The 17,399-nt window shown below is 66.3% G+C and carries 19 protein-coding genes; 10 read left to right on the top strand and 9 right to left on the bottom strand.

Features of this window, described 5'->3' with window-relative positions; all coding sequences use genetic code 11:
* From OM513_RS12480 to OM513_RS12470, 3 genes are all read left to right on the top strand, one after another.
* Positions 1 to 1,974 (top strand): pilus assembly protein TadG-related protein, encoded by a 1,974-nt coding sequence (locus tag OM513_RS12480; protein ID WP_380916321.1) that lies wholly within the window; start codon positions 1 to 3, stop codon positions 1,972 to 1,974.
* 95 nt (positions 1,975 to 2,069) lie between these two features.
* On the top strand, positions 2,070 to 2,615 hold the full coding sequence (locus OM513_RS12475) for a TadE/TadG family type IV pilus assembly protein (RefSeq protein ID WP_264944677.1): 546 nt from the start codon (positions 2,070 to 2,072) through the stop codon (positions 2,613 to 2,615).
* Positions 2,612 to 3,274 (top strand): TadE/TadG family type IV pilus assembly protein, encoded by a 663-nt coding sequence (locus OM513_RS12470; protein ID WP_264944676.1) that lies wholly within the window; start codon positions 2,612 to 2,614, stop codon positions 3,272 to 3,274. Before OM513_RS12475 ends, OM513_RS12470 begins: the two co-directional genes overlap by 4 nt.
* 27 nt (positions 3,275 to 3,301) lie before the next feature.
* Here the strand turns inward: OM513_RS12470 and OM513_RS12465 are convergent, their stop codons facing one another.
* The 4 genes from OM513_RS12465 to eno all read right to left on the bottom strand — a co-directional run bounded on the left by OM513_RS12465 (position 3,302) and on the right by eno (position 7,611).
* On the bottom strand, positions 3,302 to 4,681 hold the full coding sequence (locus OM513_RS12465; RefSeq protein WP_264944675.1) for a pyruvate dehydrogenase complex E1 component subunit beta: 1,380 nt from the start codon (positions 4,679 to 4,681) through the stop codon (positions 3,302 to 3,304).
* Position 4,682: 1 nt separating this feature from the next.
* Positions 4,683 to 5,732, bottom strand: a complete 1,050-nt coding sequence (pdhA, locus tag OM513_RS12460; protein WP_264944674.1) for a pyruvate dehydrogenase (acetyl-transferring) E1 component subunit alpha — start codon at positions 5,730 to 5,732, stop codon at positions 4,683 to 4,685.
* A 143-nt stretch (positions 5,733 to 5,875) separates the two neighbouring features.
* Positions 5,876 to 6,196 carry an FtsB family cell division protein gene (locus OM513_RS12455; RefSeq protein WP_264944673.1) on the bottom strand — a complete coding sequence of 107 codons (321 nt, stop codon included), beginning with the start codon at positions 6,194 to 6,196 and terminating at the stop codon, positions 5,876 to 5,878.
* A 137-nt stretch (positions 6,197 to 6,333) separates the two neighbouring features.
* Positions 6,334 to 7,611 carry a phosphopyruvate hydratase gene (gene eno / locus OM513_RS12450; protein WP_264944672.1) on the bottom strand — a complete coding sequence of 426 codons (1,278 nt, stop codon included), beginning with the start codon at positions 7,609 to 7,611 and terminating at the stop codon, positions 6,334 to 6,336.
* A 146-nt stretch (positions 7,612 to 7,757) separates the two neighbouring features.
* On the opposite strand from eno, the gene OM513_RS12445 reads away from it, so the two are divergent.
* From OM513_RS12445 to OM513_RS12425, 5 genes are all read left to right on the top strand, one after another.
* On the top strand, positions 7,758 to 8,252 hold the full coding sequence (locus OM513_RS12445) for a hypothetical protein (RefSeq protein WP_264944671.1): 495 nt from the start codon (positions 7,758 to 7,760) through the stop codon (positions 8,250 to 8,252).
* Between the two features lie 18 nt (positions 8,253 to 8,270).
* Positions 8,271 to 8,612, top strand: coding sequence for a phage holin family protein (locus OM513_RS12440; protein WP_264944669.1), 342 nt, complete (start codon positions 8,271 to 8,273; stop codon positions 8,610 to 8,612).
* Complete coding sequence (locus tag OM513_RS12435) at positions 8,609 to 8,971, top strand: hypothetical protein (protein ID WP_264944668.1); 363 nt, start codon at positions 8,609 to 8,611, stop codon at positions 8,969 to 8,971. The genes OM513_RS12440 and OM513_RS12435 overlap by 4 nt, the downstream gene beginning before the upstream one ends.
* The gene (locus tag OM513_RS12430) at positions 8,968 to 9,288 is read left to right on the top strand and encodes a hypothetical protein (protein ID WP_264944667.1); all 321 of its coding nucleotides are present in this window, start codon (positions 8,968 to 8,970) and stop codon (positions 9,286 to 9,288) included. The genes OM513_RS12435 and OM513_RS12430 overlap by 4 nt, the downstream gene beginning before the upstream one ends.
* Before the next feature lie 159 nt (positions 9,289 to 9,447).
* The gene (locus OM513_RS12425) at positions 9,448 to 9,669 is read left to right on the top strand and encodes a DUF4170 domain-containing protein (protein ID WP_264944666.1); all 222 of its coding nucleotides are present in this window, start codon (positions 9,448 to 9,450) and stop codon (positions 9,667 to 9,669) included.
* Between the two features lie 39 nt (positions 9,670 to 9,708).
* On the opposite strand, the gene OM513_RS12420 is transcribed toward OM513_RS12425, so the two are convergent.
* From OM513_RS12420 to carB, 3 genes are all read right to left on the bottom strand, one after another.
* Entirely contained in the window at positions 9,709 to 10,368 is a 660-nt protein-coding gene (locus OM513_RS12420; protein WP_264944665.1) for a rhomboid family intramembrane serine protease, read from the bottom strand.
* A gap of 32 nt (positions 10,369 to 10,400) precedes the next feature.
* Entirely contained in the window at positions 10,401 to 10,877 is a 477-nt protein-coding gene (gene greA, locus OM513_RS12415) for a transcription elongation factor GreA (protein WP_264944664.1), read from the bottom strand.
* A 214-nt stretch (positions 10,878 to 11,091) separates the two neighbouring features.
* The gene (carB, locus tag OM513_RS12410) at positions 11,092 to 14,424 is read right to left on the bottom strand and encodes a carbamoyl-phosphate synthase large subunit (protein ID WP_264944663.1); all 3,333 of its coding nucleotides are present in this window, start codon (positions 14,422 to 14,424) and stop codon (positions 11,092 to 11,094) included.
* A 66-nt stretch (positions 14,425 to 14,490) separates the two neighbouring features.
* Between carB and OM513_RS12405 the strand changes: the two genes are divergently transcribed.
* Positions 14,491 to 14,850 carry an endonuclease domain-containing protein gene (locus OM513_RS12405; RefSeq protein ID WP_264944661.1) on the top strand — a complete coding sequence of 120 codons (360 nt, stop codon included), beginning with the start codon at positions 14,491 to 14,493 and terminating at the stop codon, positions 14,848 to 14,850.
* Positions 14,851 to 15,029: 179 nt separating this feature from the next.
* Here the strand turns inward: OM513_RS12405 and OM513_RS12400 are convergent, their stop codons facing one another.
* Both OM513_RS12400 and carA read right to left on the bottom strand, forming a co-directional pair.
* A complete protein-coding gene (locus tag OM513_RS12400) occupies positions 15,030 to 15,596 on the bottom strand; it encodes a hypothetical protein (protein WP_264944660.1) in 567 nt (188 codons plus the stop codon).
* Entirely contained in the window at positions 15,593 to 16,756 is a 1,164-nt protein-coding gene (carA, locus tag OM513_RS12395; protein WP_264944658.1) for a glutamine-hydrolyzing carbamoyl-phosphate synthase small subunit, read from the bottom strand. Before carA ends, OM513_RS12400 begins: the two co-directional genes overlap by 4 nt.
* Before the next feature lie 125 nt (positions 16,757 to 16,881).
* Here carA and OM513_RS12390 point away from each other — a divergent pair, with 125 nt between their 5' ends.
* The gene (locus OM513_RS12390; protein ID WP_264944657.1) at positions 16,882 to 17,334 is read left to right on the top strand and encodes a GatB/YqeY domain-containing protein; all 453 of its coding nucleotides are present in this window, start codon (positions 16,882 to 16,884) and stop codon (positions 17,332 to 17,334) included.
* Positions 17,335 to 17,399: the final 65 nt, after the last annotated feature.

The raw sequence follows: 17,399 nt of genomic DNA, 5'->3' as shown, positions 1-17,399 counted from the left end.
ATGGCAGCCGCCCTCGTCCCGCTTGCCGGCATGGTCGGCGGCGGCGTCGACCTCAGCCGCATGTACATCGTCAAGACGCGGCTGCAACATGCTTGCGACGCCGGCGCGCTCGCGGGGCGCAAGGCGATGGGCGGCGGCGTCTGGAGCCAGAGCAGCTATGCGCCGCGCACCCAGGCCGAACGCTTCTTCGACGCGAATATCCAGGCATCGCCCTATGGCGCGACATCGCTGACCAAATCCTATTCGGAAAGCGGCGGCAAGGTTACCGGAACGGCATCGGCCGTGGTGCCGATGACGCTGATGCGCATCTTCGGCCGCACCACAGAGACGCTGAGCGTGACCTGCGATGCCGAAATGCGGCTGCCGAACACCGACGTGATGTTCGTGCTCGACGTCACCGGATCGATGGACGACAAGGCCGTTTCCAGCGATACCGACGACAAGATCACCAGCCTGAAGAAATCGGTGAAGTGCTTCTTCGAGGTTGTGGCCAACCTCGACACCACGGCGTCCTGCTCGACCACGCCGAGCGGAACGGGCGTTTCCAGTTCGGTCCAGATCCGCTTCGGCTTCATGCCCTATTCGACCAACGTCAACGTGGGCAAGCTGCTGCCGACCAGCTATTTCGCGAACACTTGGACCTATCAGTCGCGCGAGCCGCGCTACCGCACGGTCACCACCACCACCTGGGCCGATGGCGACGTCACCCAGACCAGCGATAGCTGGAGCCGCAGCAATTCGGGAAGCTGGCAGAACGCATCGAACAACACGACCGCGACCAGCCAGTCCGACTGCCAGTCGAAGGTTCCGGGCAACGAGCTGCGCTATTACTCCGGCAACGAATCCGGCCGCCGCGACGAGACGACCACCGGGACCAATCCCAGGACGACGACCTGGAACACGCGCCAATATGCCTATTGGTACGAATATTCGTTCCGCGACTATCGCTCCAGCGACGGGCGCTGCCGATTCTATTACCGAACGGCGGACGGATATTATTACCGCTATTACAGCCAGACCTCGACCGGCACCGACACGACGAGCCAGGTGTTCGACGGCTACCGCTACTACCGGCTGGCGAAGGATATCAGCGGCCTGAAAAACGGCACCGCCTGGAACAGCTCGTTCCAGTCCAACGTGGGCACCAACGGCGCGAACAAGACGATCTCCTGGGACGGCTGCATCGAGGAGCGCACCACCGTGCGGGCCACCAGCTACGACCCGATCCCGTCCGGCGCGCACGACCTGAACATTGACGAGATTCCGAACCAGAGCTCTCCCGACACGCTGTGGGGGCCTGCCCTGCCCGGCATCATCTACACGCCGCGGCTCACGTCCAGCTATTGGGGCTACAGCGGCACCAACGACCGCAGCGACATGAACACGACCGACGAATATGCCAATGCGTCGTCCTATTACTGCCCCCGCGAGGCGCGCAAGCTGCAGAGCTGGAGCGGCGCCAGCAGCTTCGAATCCTATGTCGACAGCCTGAGCCCGACCGGCAACACTTATCACGACATCGGCCTGATCTGGGGCGCGCGCTTCATGTCGCCGGACGGCATCTTCGCGTCGGAGAACGCGACCACGCCCACCGGCGGCGACATCGCGCGGCACATGATCTTCATGACCGATGGTGAAGCCTGCACGGGCGTACTCAACTATACCGCCTATGGCATCCCCTGGTTCGACCGGCGCCAGACGGCCGAAAACACGGCGCCCACCGACGGATGCCTTACCACGGGCACACTGACCCAGCAGGTCAACCTGCGTACCCAGGCGATCTGCTCCGCGGTGAAGAACAAGAACATCACGCTGTGGGTGATCTGGTTCGGCGCCTCCAACACGACGATCGAGGACATGCTGCGGACCTGCGCCAGCGACGGCCGCTATTTCGCCGCGCGCAACTCGGCGCAGCTCCAGCAGACCTTCAGCTCGATCGCATCGCAGATATCGCAGCTAAGGCTCACGCGATGATCCGGCCTGTCTCCCATCGGCGCAGGCCGCCGCCTCTGCGGAGTACGGCGGCGACGCTTCGCCGGATCGCACGCGAGCAGCGTGGCGCCACGATCGTGGAATTCGCGATCGTGGCGCCCGTGATGAGTTTCCTGCTGGTCGCCGCGTTCGACGTGGCGCACACGCTGTACATGCGATCGGTGCTGCAGGGCATCGTCCAGAAGACCGCGCGCGACGCGACTCTGGAGAGCGGGCTGGAATCGGACACCCAGACCACGCTGGACAACCGCGTGCGCGACCAGGTTTCGGCCATCGCCAACAACGCCACCACCACGATCAGCCGCAAATACTACCGCAACTATGCCGCCGCCGCCGTCCAGCAATATGAGCCGTTCACCGACACCGATCGCAACGGGCGCTGCAACAACGGCGAGCCTTATGAGGACACCAACAACAACAGCCGGTGGGACAACAGCGGCAACACCGGCCAGGGCAACGCGCGCGATGCGGTGCTCTACACGGTTTCGGTAAGCTATCCGCGCTTCTTCCCGGTCTATGGCTTCCTGGGCGGATCGAACAGCACCACGGTCACCGCGACCACGGTGCTGCGCAACCAGCCCTATGGCGATCAGGCGACCCCGGCGGTGAGGAACTGCCAGTGAAGCGGATCGCCCTCCTCCTGCGCGGCACCGGACGGCTGGGGCGCGATACCCGCGGCGCGGCGCTGCTGGAATTCGCGCTCTCGCTGCCGATCCTGCTGGTGATGAGCCTGACCGGCGCGGAGCTGACGAACTATATCACCACGCGGATGCGGATCAGCCAGCTCGCGCTGCACCTGGCCGACAACGCCGCGCGGATGGGATCGGGCGGCCAGCTCATGGCCAAGACGATCAGCGAGGCCGACATCAACGACTTGCTGACCGGTGCCGGATTGCAGGCGGGCGAGTTGGAGCTCTACGCCAACGGGCGGGTGATCCTGTCGAGCCTGGAGCCGACGGCAAATCCGAACACCAACAGCACTTACAAGATCACGTGGCAGCGTTGCCGCGGCAGCAAGACCACGCACGGCTCCACCTATGGCACCGTCGGGCAATCGAGCGGGACGAACATGACCGGCATGGGGCCCAGCGGGCGCCAGGCTGTGGCGCCGGACAATGGCGCGACGATGTTCGTCGAGGTGTATTACGAATATCAGCCGCTGGTGAAGACCTCGCTCGCGCCCACCACCGAGATCGTCGAGGTCGCGTCGATGATGGTGCGCGACGCGCGCGACCTGACCCAGATCTACAACGCCGAGAACGCGACCCGGGCGACCTGCTGAGGCCGCCCGGCGCATTCCGGCGCGGGATCAGACCCGGTAGGTGACCTTCTTCACCGCCTCGATCACGCGCGCGGCGTTGACCAGCGCGAGCTTCTCCAGATTGGCGGCGTAGGGCAGCGGCACATCCTCGTTGGTGACGCGCAGGACGGGCGCGTCGAGATCGTCGAAGCCCTCTTCCATCACGATCGCCGCGATCTCCGACGCGATCGAGCAGACCGGGAAGCCTTCCTCCACCACCACGATGCGGTTGGTCTTCTTCAGGCTTTCCAGCACCGCCGCCTTGTCGAGCGGGCGCAGCGTGCGCAGGTCGATCACCTCGGCGTCGATGCCCTCGCCCGCCAGCGCCTCGGCCGCTTCCAGCGCGATGCCGACGCCTATCGAATAGCTGACCAGCGTCACGTCCTTGCCCGGGCGCATCACGCGGGCCTTCCCGATCGGCAGCACCCAATCGTCGGCCGCCGGCACATCGAAGCTGCGGCCGTAGACCAGCTCGTTTTCCAGAAAGACCACCGGATCCTCGCTGCGGATCGCCGCCTTCAGCAGCCCCTTGGCGTCGGCCGAATCATAGGGCGCGATCACGATCAGGCCGGGGATCGCGGCATACCAGGGCGCATAATTCTGGCTGTGCTGCGCGCCGACGCGGCTGGCCGCGCCATTGGGGCCGCGGAACACGATCGGGCAGCGCATCTGGCCGCCGGACATATAGTTGGTCTTCGCGGCCGAATTGATGATGTGATCGATCGCCTGCATCGCGAAGTTGAAGGTCATGAACTCGATGATGGGTTTCAGCCCGCCCATCGCCGCGCCCGTGCCCACGCCCGCGAAGCCATATTCGGTGATCGGGGTGTCGATCACCCGCTTGGCGCCGAACTCCTCCAGCAGCCCCTGGGTGACCTTGTAGGCGCCCTGATATTCGGCGACTTCCTCGCCCATCACGAACACGCGCGGATCGGCGCGCATTTCCTCCGCCATCGCGTCGCGCAGCGCCTCGCGGACGGTGAGCTTCACCATCGCGGTGCCGGCCGGGACCTCGGATTCGGGCGCGGCGGCGGGGGCCGGCGCCGGCTTCGCTGGAGCCGCAACCGGCGCGGGAGCCGGCGCGGCTTCGGCGCGCGCCGCCACCTCGGGCTCATGCCGGGGCGCGGCCACCGCATCGGCGCTCTCGCCCTCGCCCGCGATCATCGCGATCACGGTGCCAACCTTCACATTGTCGGTGCCCTCGGGGATCAGGATCGAGGCGATCGTGCCTTCGTCCACCGCCTCGAACTCCATCGTCGCCTTGTCGGTCTCGATCTCGGCCAGGATGTCGCCGGACTTCACCGTGTCGCCTTCCTTGACGAGCCACTTGGCCAGCGTGCCCTCTTCCATGGTGGGCGACAGCGCCGGCATCTTCAGTTCGATCGCCATCTCAATACGCCTCCACCAGCACGTCGGTATACAGCTCGGCAGGATCGGGCTCGGGCGCGGTCTCGGCGAAGTCGGCGGCCTCGCTCACGATCTTGCGGATCTCCGCCTCGATCGCCTTCAGCTCCTCTTCCTTCACGTTGAGCGCGTCCAGGTCCCGCTTCGCATGCTCGATCGGATCGGATTTCTCGCGGACCGACTGGACCTCCTCACGGCTGCGATACTTGGCGGGATCGGACATCGAATGGCCGCGGTAGCGATAGGTCTTCATCTCCAGGATGATCGGCCCCTTGCCCGCGCGGACCCAGGCGAGCGCTTCCTCGGCCGCGCCGCGGCAGGCCAGCACGTCCATGCCGTCCACCTGGATGCCGGGGATGCGGAAGCTCTCACCGCGGCGGTAAAGCTGGTCCTCTGCCGATGCGCGATGGATCGAGGTGCCCATGGCGTACTGGTTGTTCTCGATCACATAGACGATCGGCAGCTTCCACAGCTCTGCCATGTTGAAGCTTTCGTACACCTGGCCCTGGTTCGCGGCGCCGTCGCCGAAATAGGCCATGCAGACGCCGCCGTCCTCGTTGTACTTGTGCGCGAAGGCCAGGCCCGTGCCCAGGCTCACCTGGGCGCCGACGATGCCGTGGCCGCCGTAGAACTTACGCTCGGTCGAGAACATGTGCATCGACCCGCCCTTGCCGCGCGAGATGCCCGCGGCGCGGCCGGTCAGCTCCGCCATGATCACCTTGGGATCGATGCCATAGGCAAGCATGTGGCCATGATCGCGATAGCCGGTGATGACGCTGTCCTTCTCGCCATCCAGCGCGGACTGCAGGCCGACCGCGACCGCCTCCTGCCCGATGTAGAGGTGGCAGAAGCCGCCGATGAAGCCGAGGCCATAGAGCTGGCCCGCCTTCTCCTCGAAACGGCGGATCAGCAGCATCTGGCGATAGAGCTCGATCAGCTCTTCCTTCGATGCATTGTACCTATTTGGTTCGTCCGGCCGTTCGCGATTGGGTACGGCGGGAACGGCGGGGGTTTTCTTGGCGGGCGTTTTGGCCACGTGCGACAGTCCTCCCGGGGAGAGCAGGAAGCTGGCCTATAAGCGGCTTCGCGGCCCCGACGCAACGTCAACCCGGCCAAAAACGCCGTGGCACAGGCATCCTATCGCGGAAAATCGCGCGCTTTGGGCGCGAACGGGTGCGGTTACTTCGCCTCGTCGAGGACGATCAGGTCTTCCGGATGCGCGACGTTCAGCCGCTTGCGCGCCAGTTCCTCGACCAGATCGGGATCGGCGCCGCGCTTCTGATCAAGCAGATCGACGCGGTTGCGGATCTCCGCCCGGCGCTTGTCGAGGTCGTTGAACCTCGCCGATTTCTCGGCCACCTGCTGACGGACGTCCTGATAGGCGAGCACGCCGTTGGGACCCAGCACCGCGATATAGCCGAAGAAGCCGATCACGGTGACGGCCAGCGCGGGGATGCCCGCGCTGCTGAAGATCGTCCGAACGGTTGAACTACGCGCCATGGAAGCGATTCTTGCTTAATTGTGCTGGTTAATCAAGCCGTAGTGTTACTGAACTCGTAGTTAACGCCGCGCACGGCCCGCCGCATCCCGCCGCCGCCCCGGCGCGTTCCGGGCGGCGGCGGGACGGTGGCGAACGGTCAGCCGCGCAGGATCGAACGGCCCGCGTAGACCGCGGTATCGCCCAGTTCTTCCTCGATGCGGATAAGCTGGTTGTACTTGGCGAGCCGGTCCGACCGCGCGAGGCTGCCGGTCTTGATCTGGCCGCAGTTGGTGGCGACCGCCAGGTCGGCGATGGTCGCGTCCTCGGTCTCGCCCGAACGATGGCTCATCACCGCCGTATAGGCCGAACGATGCGCCAGGTTCACCGCCGCCAGCGTCTCGCTCAGCGTGCCGATCTGATTGACCTTCACCAGCAGCGAATTGGCCAGGCCCTTCTCGATGCCCATCGCCAGGCGCTTCGGATTGGTGACGAACAGGTCGTCGCCGACAAGCTGGACCTTGCCGCCCACCTTGTCGGTCAGCGCCTTCCAGCCCTCGAAATCGTCCTCGCTCATGCCGTCCTCGATCGAAAGGATCGGATAGGCGCCGCACAGATCGGCCAGATAATCCGCCATCTGGACCGGCGAGAGCGACAGCCCCTCGCCCGAAATCTCGTACTTGCCGTCCTTGAAGAACTCGGTGGCGGCACAATCGAGCGCCAGCATCACGTCGTCACCCGGCTTGTAGCCCGCCTTCTCGATGCTGGTCATGATGAAGTCGAGCGCCTCGCGCGTGGAGGCGATGTTGGGGGCGAATCCGCCCTCGTCGCCCACCGCGGTGGCCAGGCCCTTGTCGTGCAGGCCCTTCTTCAGCGTGTGGAAGATCTCGGCGCCGCAGCGCACCGCCTCGGCCAGGCTGTCGGCGCCGACCGGCATGATCATGAATTCCTGGAAGTCGATCGGGTTGTCGGCATGCTCGCCGCCGTTGATGATGTTCATCATCGGCACCGGCAGCACATGCGCCGCGACACCGCCGACATAGCGGTAGAGCGGCAGCCCGCGCGCGTCGGCCGCGGCCTTGGCGGCAGCCAGGCTGACGCCCAGGATCGCGTTGGCGCCCAGACGGCCCTTGTTCGGGGTGCCGTCCAGATCGATCATCATCCGGTCCAGGTCCTCCTGGTCCTCGGCGTCGAGGCCCAGCAGCGCCTCGGCGATCTCGCCGTTCACGGCGTCCACCGCTTCGAGCACGCCCTTGCCCAGATAGCGCGACTTGTCGCCGTCGCGCTTCTCGACGGCTTCATGCGCGCCGGTCGAGGCGCCGGAGGGCACCGCGGCGCGGCCGAAGCTGCCGTCTTCCAGCAATATGTCGACCTCCACCGTGGGATTGCCGCGGCTGTCGAGAATCTGGCGTGCGTGGAGGTCGATGATTGCGGTCACGAATGGGTCTCCCTACGTAGGAAGGCGAATTGCCTGGGACGCGGGCGAGCCTCTAACCGCTCAAACGCGGCCCGGCAACGCGGTGCGAAGGGAACTTGCGGCACCGCAGCGTGGTTGAACGTGCGTAACACCGGAAGGGACTAGCCATGGCTCGAAGGAAATCGCCCGAAACGGAAGGCGGCGCGCCGGTAATCGACGCGCCCGCGGAAGAGGCCGGCACGACCGGCGGCGCCAAGCGATCGGCCGCCGACACCATCCGTGACGAGGCAGGCAAGCTGGGCTCCCAGGCGAAGGAAAAGGCCCGCGCCTATGCCGAGGACGGCATGGGCAAGGCCTCCAGCGCGCTCGACGAGGTCGCCAAGCTGATGAAGGGCGCCGCCGACGACGTCGACGACCGGATCGGCCCGGAATATGGCAAATACGCCCGCTCCGCCGCCCAGGGCATCTCCGGCTTTGCCGACACGCTGCGCGGCAAGCCGGTGGAGGAGCTGATCGACGATGTGTCGGACTTCGTGAAGAAGAGCCCGGTGATCGCGATCGGCACGGCGGCTGCGGTCGGCTTCGTCCTCGCCCGGCTGATCAAGTCGGGAATCGACGCCGCAGCCGATCTGGGCGACCCCGACGAACCCGCCAACGGCTGACGGGAACGGCACGGGGGGATGGCGGAAGGCGAGCCCGGACAGGAAAGCATGGGCGAGCTGCTCGGGCGGCTCGTGGAAGACGCGCGCGGCGCGGGCGAGGCGGAGCTGGAATATCTCCGCCTGCTCGCTGCGGAGAAGATCGAAGAGGCTCGCACCAGCCTGTGGCTGGGCGCCGCCGCTACCGGGCTGATGATCGGCGCATCGGTGGCGCTGGTGATGGGGCTGGTGCTCACGCTGGCGCCGCTGGTCGGGCCGGGCTTCGCGACGCTGATCGTGGTCGGCGTGTCCGGCGGCGTAGCCTGGGTGCTGGGCGCGATCGCCTGGCGGCACATCAAGCGGCTGCTGGGGCTGACCAGATGACCAACCCGGCAGAGGCCCGCGCGCAGGCGCGGGAACGCAGCGAGGCCGCCCGGACCCGGCTGATGGCGACGCTGGGCGAGGTGCAGGAACGCTTCCGCCCCGCCAATCTGGCGCAGGATGCGGTGGAGGGCGCGGCGCAGGGCTTCGCCTCGGCAGCCAGGCGAGGCGCCAGCGCGGTGCGCGCCCGCCCGTGGTGGATCGCCGCCTTCTCCGGCGCGATCGGGCTGGCGATGGCGCGCGGCTGGATCGCCGATATCGTGCGCGGCAAGGGCGATGGCGATGCAACCCCCGCCCCCGCCGATGGTTTGGATTCGAAGACGAAGCGCGCCCCCCGCGCGCGGAAAGGACGGAGCAGATGAGCAACGCGAACGAAAGCCGCCGGTCGACGGCAGAGGCCCTGGGCGAGAATCCGCTGGCGCTGGTCGCGGGCGGCGTGGCGCTGGGCGTCCTGATCGGCGTGCTACTGCCCCGCGCGCGCAAGGAGCGCGAGGTGCTGAAGCCCGTGGGCAAGAAGATCGCCGGCACCGCGACCGCGGCCGCCAAGCGCGCCAAGGAGGTCGGCAAGGCCGAGGTCGAAGCGCTGCTGCCCGATCGCGACGCCACGCGCGACCGCGTGACCAAACTGATCGACAGCGTGCTCGAAGCCGCGAAGGGCGCCTCGGCCAAGGCCGACTGAGCGGCCCCGCAGGCCCCCTCACGCGATACCGGCCGGCGCCGCCTTCGTCGAAGGCGGACAGCCCAAAGGCCCGCGGGATGCCGCGCCGCGTGCGGATTATCCCGCCATTCGCCCTGCGCGCCCCTTGAGAAGCGCAGGGCATCCGCTATGTCTCATCGCATGAGCAAGCTGCATCTCGTTTTCGGCGGACGTGTAAAGGATCCGCAGGGCCTGGATTTTGTGGACCCCTCGAAGCTCGACGTCGTCGGCATCTTCCCGGACTATGCCGCGGCCGAGAAGGCCTGGCGCGCCGCCGCCCAGCGGACCGTGGACGATGCCGAGATGCGCTATGTGGTGGTCCACCTCCACCGCCTGCTCCAGCCGGACGCGCCCGAGGCCTGAACCCCCGGCGCCCGCGCCGGCGTTCCTGAAGACCGGCTTCTATTTCCGGCGATAGTGCCAGAGCAGCAGCGGGCGGGCGAGCGCGACGCCCAGCACGAAGCTGCCGATCCCGGCGCTCCAGCCGGGCATCAGCCCCTGCCCCGCCGGCAGCACCGACAGGCCGACGCAGATCACCGCCCAGACGACGGTGAGCCACAGCCCGTGGACGATCAGCGATCCCGGGCGGTTCGATCCCGACGCGCGGCGGTACAGCATCGCGGCGGCGCCGAGCAGCGATCCGGTGGTCGCGAAGCTGCCCGCCATCGGCATCGGCGACATCGGCGCTTCGATCCAATAGGCGCCCGCCGCGGCATAGGTGCCCAGCGCGTACAGCAGCAGCATCGCCGGCCCGCCGATCACCTCCTCCACCTTCTTGCCGATGAAGAACAGCACGACGCAGGTGAAGATCAGGTCGAGCACGCCGAAATAGCCGAGCGTGGAACCCGGGGGCGTGAGCCACACGGGCAGCGAGGCGATCTCCGGCGGCAGTTCCGCACCCATCGCCCGCGCAGGAATGAAGGACAGTCCGAACAGCGCCTCGCGCTGATAGCCGGTCACGATCAGCGCCAGCCCCGCCGCGCCGACCATCGCCGCCAGTATCTCGGCGGCGGTGAAGCGGCGCCGGCCGCTCCCGCGCTGCCGCGGGTCGCGCCAGCGCAAGACGTTTCCGTTGTCCATGGCTTGCTATGCCGTCAGATGAACTCGATGCCCGACACGAGATAATAGCGGTCGCCCGCGGGCACGCTGACCTCGATCTCGTCATCGACCTTGCGGCCGATCAGCGCGCGGCCCAGCGGCGAATTATAGCTGATCCGCCCGGTCTTGGCGTCCGCCTCGGCCTGGCCGACGATCTGGTAGCGGACCGGCTTGTCGTCCTCGTCGAGCAGCGTCACCGTGGCGCCGAACACGATCTTGTCGCCCGAAAGCTCGGTCGGATCGATGATCTGGGCGCGGCTCAGCTTGTCCTCGATGTCGGCGATGCTCGCCTCGATCTGGCCCTGGCGCTCCTTGGCCGCATGATATTCGGCGTTTTCCGAAAGGTCGCCATGCGCGCGCGCCTCCTCGATCGCATCCACGATCTGCGGGCGCTCAGCTTTCAGGCGCTTCAGCTCGGCGTTGAGCTTCGCATAGCCTTCCGCCAGCATCGGCAGCTTTTCGACCGTCGCCATACCACAGGGTCCTTCGTCAACGCCCCGTTCCCAAGCGGCCCTTTGGACGGGCCGCCCGCACATCAACCGGGATTGGGGGGATCAATTGTGCGAATGCGAATAGTAAGGCCGGAACCGCCAAGTTTCAAGCATCGCGGGCACGGCCCCGCCGCTGCTCCCGATCGGCCTGCCCGGCCCCGGCGCTTGCCGGAGCGGGAATCCCGGAACCGTCCGCCTATCCGCGCGTCGCGTAATAGTCCTGCAGCGGACGTACCGACAGGCTCTGCCCGGCAAGCGCCACGATCGCCTGCGCCGCCGCCACGCTGGCCGGAGCGGTTGTGAAATACGGGATTTTCTGGGCAAGCGCGCAGCGGCGGATGTCCGCGGAATCCTTCAACGACTGCCAGCCCTCGGTGGTGTTGAAGATCAGCTCGATCCCGCCGTCGCGGATGCGGTCCACGATGTGGGGGCGGCCCTGAGCCACCTTGTTGATCCGCTCTACCGCGATGCCCGCGGCCTCCAGGAAATCGGCCGTCCCGCCGGTGGCGACGATCGCAAAGCCCTGTTCGGCCAGCATCGCCACCGCGGGCAGTATCTGCGCCTTGTCCCCGTCCTTCACGCTGACAAACAGCGATCCGGCCGAGGGCAGCACCGATCCCGCGCCAAGCTGAGCCTTGGCGAAGGCGGTCGCGAAATCGCGATCGATGCCCATCACCTCGCCGGTCGATTTCATCTCCGGCGAAAGCACCGGATCGACGCCCGGGAAGCGATTGAAGGGGAACACCGCCTCCTTCACCGCGATATAATCGATGTCGCGATCGATCGCCGGCAGGTCCTTCAGCTTCTCCCCCGCCATCACGCGGCTGGCGATCTTGGCGATGGGGACGCCGATCGCCTTGGCGACGAAGGGCACGGTGCGGCTGGCGCGCGGATTGACCTCGATCAGATAGACCTGGCCGTCCTTCACCGCGAACTGGATGTTCATCAGCCCCTTGACGCTCAGCGCGCGGGCCAGCGCCTTCGCCTGGCGCTCGATCTCCCACACGATCTCGTCGGGCAGGCTGTAGGGGGGGATCGAGCAGGCACTGTCGCCCGAATGGACGCCCGCCTCCTCGATATGCTGAAGCACGCCGGCCACCACCACATCGTCGCCATCGGCGATGGCGTCCACGTCCACCTCGATCGCGTCGCGCAGATACTGGTCGATCAGCACCGGGCTGTCGCCCGACACCTGAACCGCCGTCTGGATATAGTCGTCGAGCTGCGCGGGGGTATCGACGATCTCCATCGCGCGGCCGCCAAGCACGTAGCTCGGCCGCATCAGCACCGGATAGCCGATGCGTTCGGCCACCGCGATCGCCTCGTCGCGGCTGCGCGCGATGCCGTTGGCGGGCTGGTGCAGCCCCAGCTTCGCCACCAGCGCGGCGAAACGCTCGCGGTCTTCGGCCAGGTCGATCGCGTCGGGGCTGGTTCCCAGGATCGGGATGCCCGCATCCTCCAGCGCCTTCGCCAGGTTGAGTGGGGTCTGCCCGCCGAACTGGACGATCACGCCGACCAGCTCGCCCTTCGACTTCTCGACCTCCAGGATCTCCAGCACGTCCTCGGCGGTCAGCGGCTCGAAATAGAGGCGGTCGGACGTGTCGTAATCGGTGCTCACCGTTTCCGGATTGCAGTTGACCATGATCGTCTCATAGCCCGCGTCCGCCAGCGCGAAGCAGGCGTGGCAGCAGCAATAGTCGAACTCGATCCCCTGCCCGATCCGGTTCGGGCCGCCGCCCAGGATCACGATCTTGCGCCGGTCGCTCGGCTGCGCCTCATTCTCGGGCTCGCCGAAGCTGGGCGCCTCATAGGTCGAGTACATATAGGGCGTAATCGCCTCGAACTCGGCGGCGCAGGTATCGATCCGCTTGAACACCGGGCGCACGCCCAGCCGGTGGCGGTGCGCGCGCACCTCCTGCTCGGTGACGCCGCCGGTCATCGCCTGGACGACCTCATGGATCAGGCCCGATCCGCGGGCGATGCCGCGCTCGGTGCCCGCGGGCAGGTTCGCCGACTTGAGCGCCAGCCACGCCAGCCGCTTGTCGCTGAAGCCCATCGCCTTCAGCCGGCGCATGCCCGCCGCGTCCTGCGGCAGCCCGCCCGCGATCACCTCATTCTCCGCCGCGACGATCTCCGCGATGCGATTGAGGAACCAGGGATCGAACTTCGTCAGCGCATGGACCTCGTCCACGGTGAAACCCTCGCGCAGCGCCTGGGCGGCGGCGAGCAGCCGGTCCGGCGACTGGACCGCCAGCGCCGCCTCGATCTCGTCACGCGATGCGCCTTCCAGGCGATCGACGTTGTTGAAGCCCGACAAGCCGGTCTCCAGCCCGCGCAGCGCCTTTTGCAGGCTCTCATGGATCGAACGGCCGATCGCCATCACCTCGCCCACCGATTTCATCGCGGTGGAAAGCACCGGCTCGGCGCCCTTGAACTTCTCGAACGCGAACCGCGGAATCTTGGTGACGACATAGTCGATCGTCGGCTCGAAGCTGGCCGGCGTCGCCTTGGTGATGTCGTTCTCGATCTCGTCGAGCGTATAGCCCACGGCCAGCTTGGCCGCGACCTTGGCGATCGGGAAGCCGGTGGCCTTCGAAGCCAGCGCCGAGGAACGGCTGACGCGCGGGTTCATCTCGATCACGACCAGCCGGCCGTCCTTCGGATTCACCGCGAACTGGACGTTCGATCCGCCGGTTTCCACGCCGATCTCGCGCAGCACAGCGATGCTGGCGTTGCGCATGATCTGATATTCCTTGTCGGTCAGCGTCAGCGCGGGCGCGACCGTGATGGAATCGCCCGTGTGGACACCCATCGGATCGATGTTCTCGATCGAGCAGACGATGATGGCGTTGTCGTTCCGGTCCCGGACGACCTCCATCTCATATTCCTTCCAGCCGAGCAGCGATTCCTCGATCAGCACCTCGGTGGTCGGCGATGCGTCCAGGCCCTTGCGGACGATCTCGACGAACTCTTCCTTGTTGTAGGCGACGCCGCCGCCGGTGCCGCCCAGCGTGAAGCTGGGGCGGATGATCGCGGGCAGGCCGGTGCGCTTCAGCCCCTCCAGCGCCTCCTCGACGCTGTGGGCGATGGCGGAGCGGGCGGATTCCAGCCCGATCTTGTCCATCGCCGCCTTGAACTTCTGGCGGTCCTCGGCCTTGTCGATCGCCTCCGCGTCGGCGCCGATCATGATGCAGCCGAACTTGTCCAGCGTGCCGTCCTGCGCCAGCGCGAGCGCGGTGTTGAGCGCGGTCTGGCCGCCCATCGTGGGCAGCACCGCATCGGGCCGCTCCTTCTCGATGATCTTGGCCACCACCGCGGGCGTGATCGGCTCGACATAGGTCGCGTCGGCCAGATCGGGATCGGTCATGATCGTCGCCGGGTTCGAATTGACCAGGACGATGCGATAGCCCTCTTCCTTCAGCGCCTTGATGGCCTGCGTGCCCGAATAGTCGAACTCGCACGCCTGGCCGATGACGATCGGGCCTGCGCCGATGACGAGGATGGAGGAGATGTCAGTGCGTTTGGGCATTTGCTAGACCATGATGCCCCTCGCCCCCTTCAGGGGGAGAGGGGTTGGGGAGAGGGGGGCCACAGAGTGGCGAAGCGGAACGCTCAAGCGAGGGCGCGGGCCAGGGAACTGCGCGGCGGGATGAGCGAACCCGAGCGCGCGCTGTGGGAAATCCTGCGCGCCGGCAGATTGCAGGGCATCAAGTTCGTCCGGCAATTGCCGGTAGGGCCGTACATCGCCGACTTCGCCGCCCGCTCCGAACGTCTGATCGTAGTGCTGGACGGAGAGACCCACGCGCTGCCGGGCGCGGCGGAGCATGACGCGACCCGAACCGCCGCGCTTGAAGCGGAAGGCTGGCGCGTCATCCGCTTCGGCAACAACGAGGTAATGACCAATCCGGAAGGCCTGGCGCGTGCGATCCTGATGGCGTTGGGGCGCGATCTCTGACGTCCGCGCATACTTCGGATCCAGGGGATTGGATGCGCGGGACGCACGATTGGCTTGCGAGGGAATACACTGTCCCCCCTCTCCCTTCGCCGCTGCACGGCTCTTCCCTCTCCCCCTGAAGGGGGCGAGGGAGAGAGGTGCCATGGCAACCTCAGAGGAGATATCGAGACGCTCAGACATCACATATTCGCTGCCGTAAGGATGATTCCGACGATGGCGAGCACAAGTGATGCAACGCCATTCAAATTCGCAAGCACAGGAGATCTCAAGAGCCTCATGATTTCAGGCCACAAAGGGTCAGGTGTCTCAACAAGAATATCTGCTGCCTCGATCACAGCGAGCGCGTTCGCACGTTGAGAGTTTGAAAGCCTCGATTGCTCAATAATTCTACGAATTTCGGAGAGCTTATGTCTGATCTCTGCCTTCCGTGCCTCAGAGATATCAAGCCTTCCGGTCCAAACCGCGCTCTGTACGCCGACGATCCGGTTGCCAGATTCGATAAAATCGATCCCTGCCGCAGTTATTTGAAAGAGCCTTCCACCCGACATCTGATAGGCTTGGCGCGTGGTGATATACCCACCGATTTCAAGGTCATCGGTTAGAGTAAGGACGTATTGATTCGATCCTCCAACATCCGTGTTCTTTCGAATCGTCGGTATAGTGCAATAGCGAGAGTCTCCACTCGCCAACCGGTCGTATAAGTACTGCAATATCTTTTGTTGATCAGCTTCCGCCTGCATACTCACGCCATCATCCCCACGAACCGCTCGAACAGATAGAAGCTGTCCTGCGGCCCCGGGCTCGCCTCGGGGTGGTACTGCACCGAAAACGCCGGGCGATCCGTCAGCTCGAAGCCACAGTTGCTGCCGTCGAACAGCGACACATGCGTCTCGCGCGCGTTCGCGGGCAGTGTCGCGCTTTCCACCGCGAAGCCGTGGTTCATGCTGGTGATCTCGACCAGCCCGTCCGACAGGCGCTTGACCGGGTGGTTCGCGCCGCGGTGGCCCTGGTGCATCTTGCTGGTGCTGGCACCCACCGCGATGCCGAGGAGCTGGTGGCCCAGGCAGATGCCGAACAGCGGCTTGCCCGTATCCAGCAGCCGCCGGATCACCGGCACGGCATATTCGCCGGTCGCCGCCGGATCGCCGGGGCCGTTCGAAAGGAAGATGCCGTCCGGATTGAACGACATCACCTGCTCATAGGTGGCGGTGGCCGGCAGCACCGTCACCTTCGCGCCGGCCTTCACCAGATTGCGGAAGATGTTGCGCTTGGCGCCGTAATCGATCGCCACGACATGCGGGCGGCCGTCCTCCGCGCCCTCCGGCCCATAGCCGAAGCCCAGGCGCCACACGCCGCCTTCCCAGCCGTAATGCGTCTCGACGCTGACCGTAATCGCCAGGTCCATCCCCTCCAGCCCCGGCCATTTGCGGGCCATGTCGAGCAGCAACGGGATATCGAACCTGCCGTCCGCGTGATGCGCGATCACGCCGTTGGGGGCGCCCTCCAGCCGGATCTTGCGGGTCAGCGCGCGCGTGTCGATGCCCGACAGGCCGACCCGATCATGCTTGCGCATCCAGGCGTCGAGCCGCTCGACCGAGCGGAAGTTGCTGGGCTCCGTCACGTCCTGGCGCACGATCATGCCCAGCGCGTGCGGGTCCTCCGCTTCCAGGTCCTCGGGATTGGCGCCGACGTTGCCGATATGGGGGAAGGTGAAGTTGATGATCTGCCCGGCGAAGCTGGGATCGGTCATGATCTCCTGGTAGCCGGTCATCGCGGTGTGGAAGCACACCTCGCCCACCGCCTCGCCCTCGGCGCCGAAGCCGCGGCCCCACAACACGTCCCCGCTGGCCAGCACCAAAACGCCCGTCGCTCCTTCAGGCACAGTCACGGGCTTGGCGTCGGCCATGGTACGGGGGCGCTCCTACTTGGGTTCCGGCGATGTCGCTAAGGCTCGCCCGCTAGACCCCTGCCCCCCTCGCGTCAACCGCTTCTCGCCGCTATCAACAGGCTTTCCGATTCAACGAGAGCAACATGATACGCGACGACATCAAGGCTGCGCTGGTGACCTCCATGAAGGCAGGCGACAAGGCGGGCACCGCGGCGATCCGGCTGATCCAGGCCGCTATCAAGAACCGCGACATCGAGGCCCGTACCGGCAAGGCGCCCGACAGCGACGACGCGCTGGTGGTGGAGGTGCTGCAGAAAATGGTGAAGCAGCGCCGCGAATCGATCGAGCTGTATCGCAAGGGCAACCGCGAGGAGCTGGCCGCCGCGGAAGAGGCCGAGGTGGCGGTGATCGAACGCTTCCTGCCGCAACAGCTCAGCGACGCCGAGACCGCCGCCGCGATCGACGCGATCAAGGCGGAACTGAGCGCGACCGGCCTGAAGGACATGGGCCGCGTGATGGCCGAGCTGAAGGCCCGCCACGGCAGCGTGATCGACATGGGCAAGGCGAGCGCGGCGGTGAAGGCGGCGCTGTCGTAACGCGCCCTAGCTCCTCCCGATTACAGGACGGCGCCCAAATGACTCCCCTCCCGCTACGGGAGGGC

Source organism: Sphingomonas canadensis, assembly GCF_026013525.1.
Lineage (GTDB): Bacteria > Pseudomonadota > Alphaproteobacteria > Sphingomonadales > Sphingomonadaceae > Sphingomonas > Sphingomonas canadensis.
The sequence above is the reverse complement of the archived record's forward strand: the minus strand, read 5'-3'. Positions and strand labels throughout refer to the sequence as shown.

Coding starts and splice junctions, on each gene's coding strand:
- OM513_RS12480 (WP_380916321.1), top strand. CDS start 1: ATGGCAGCCGCCCTCGTCCCGCTTGCCGGCATGGTCGGCGGCGGCGTC.
- OM513_RS12465 (WP_264944675.1), bottom strand. CDS start 4,681: ATGGCGATCGAACTGAAGATGCCGGCGCTGTCGCCCACCATGGAAGAG.
- OM513_RS12455 (WP_264944673.1), bottom strand. CDS start 6,196: ATGGCGCGTAGTTCAACCGTTCGGACGATCTTCAGCAGCGCGGGCATC.
- OM513_RS12445 (WP_264944671.1), top strand. CDS start 7,758: ATGGCTCGAAGGAAATCGCCCGAAACGGAAGGCGGCGCGCCGGTAATC.
- OM513_RS12440 (WP_264944669.1), top strand. CDS start 8,271: ATGGCGGAAGGCGAGCCCGGACAGGAAAGCATGGGCGAGCTGCTCGGG.
- OM513_RS12435 (WP_264944668.1), top strand. CDS start 8,609: ATGACCAACCCGGCAGAGGCCCGCGCGCAGGCGCGGGAACGCAGCGAG.
- OM513_RS12430 (WP_264944667.1), top strand. CDS start 8,968: ATGAGCAACGCGAACGAAAGCCGCCGGTCGACGGCAGAGGCCCTGGGC.
- OM513_RS12425 (WP_264944666.1), top strand. CDS start 9,448: ATGAGCAAGCTGCATCTCGTTTTCGGCGGACGTGTAAAGGATCCGCAG.
- greA (WP_264944664.1), bottom strand. CDS start 10,877: ATGGCGACGGTCGAAAAGCTGCCGATGCTGGCGGAAGGCTATGCGAAG.
- carB (WP_264944663.1), bottom strand. CDS start 14,424: ATGCCCAAACGCACTGACATCTCCTCCATCCTCGTCATCGGCGCAGGC.
- carA (WP_264944658.1), bottom strand. CDS start 16,756: ATGGCCGACGCCAAGCCCGTGACTGTGCCTGAAGGAGCGACGGGCGTT.
- OM513_RS12390 (WP_264944657.1), top strand. CDS start 16,882: ATGATACGCGACGACATCAAGGCTGCGCTGGTGACCTCCATGAAGGCA.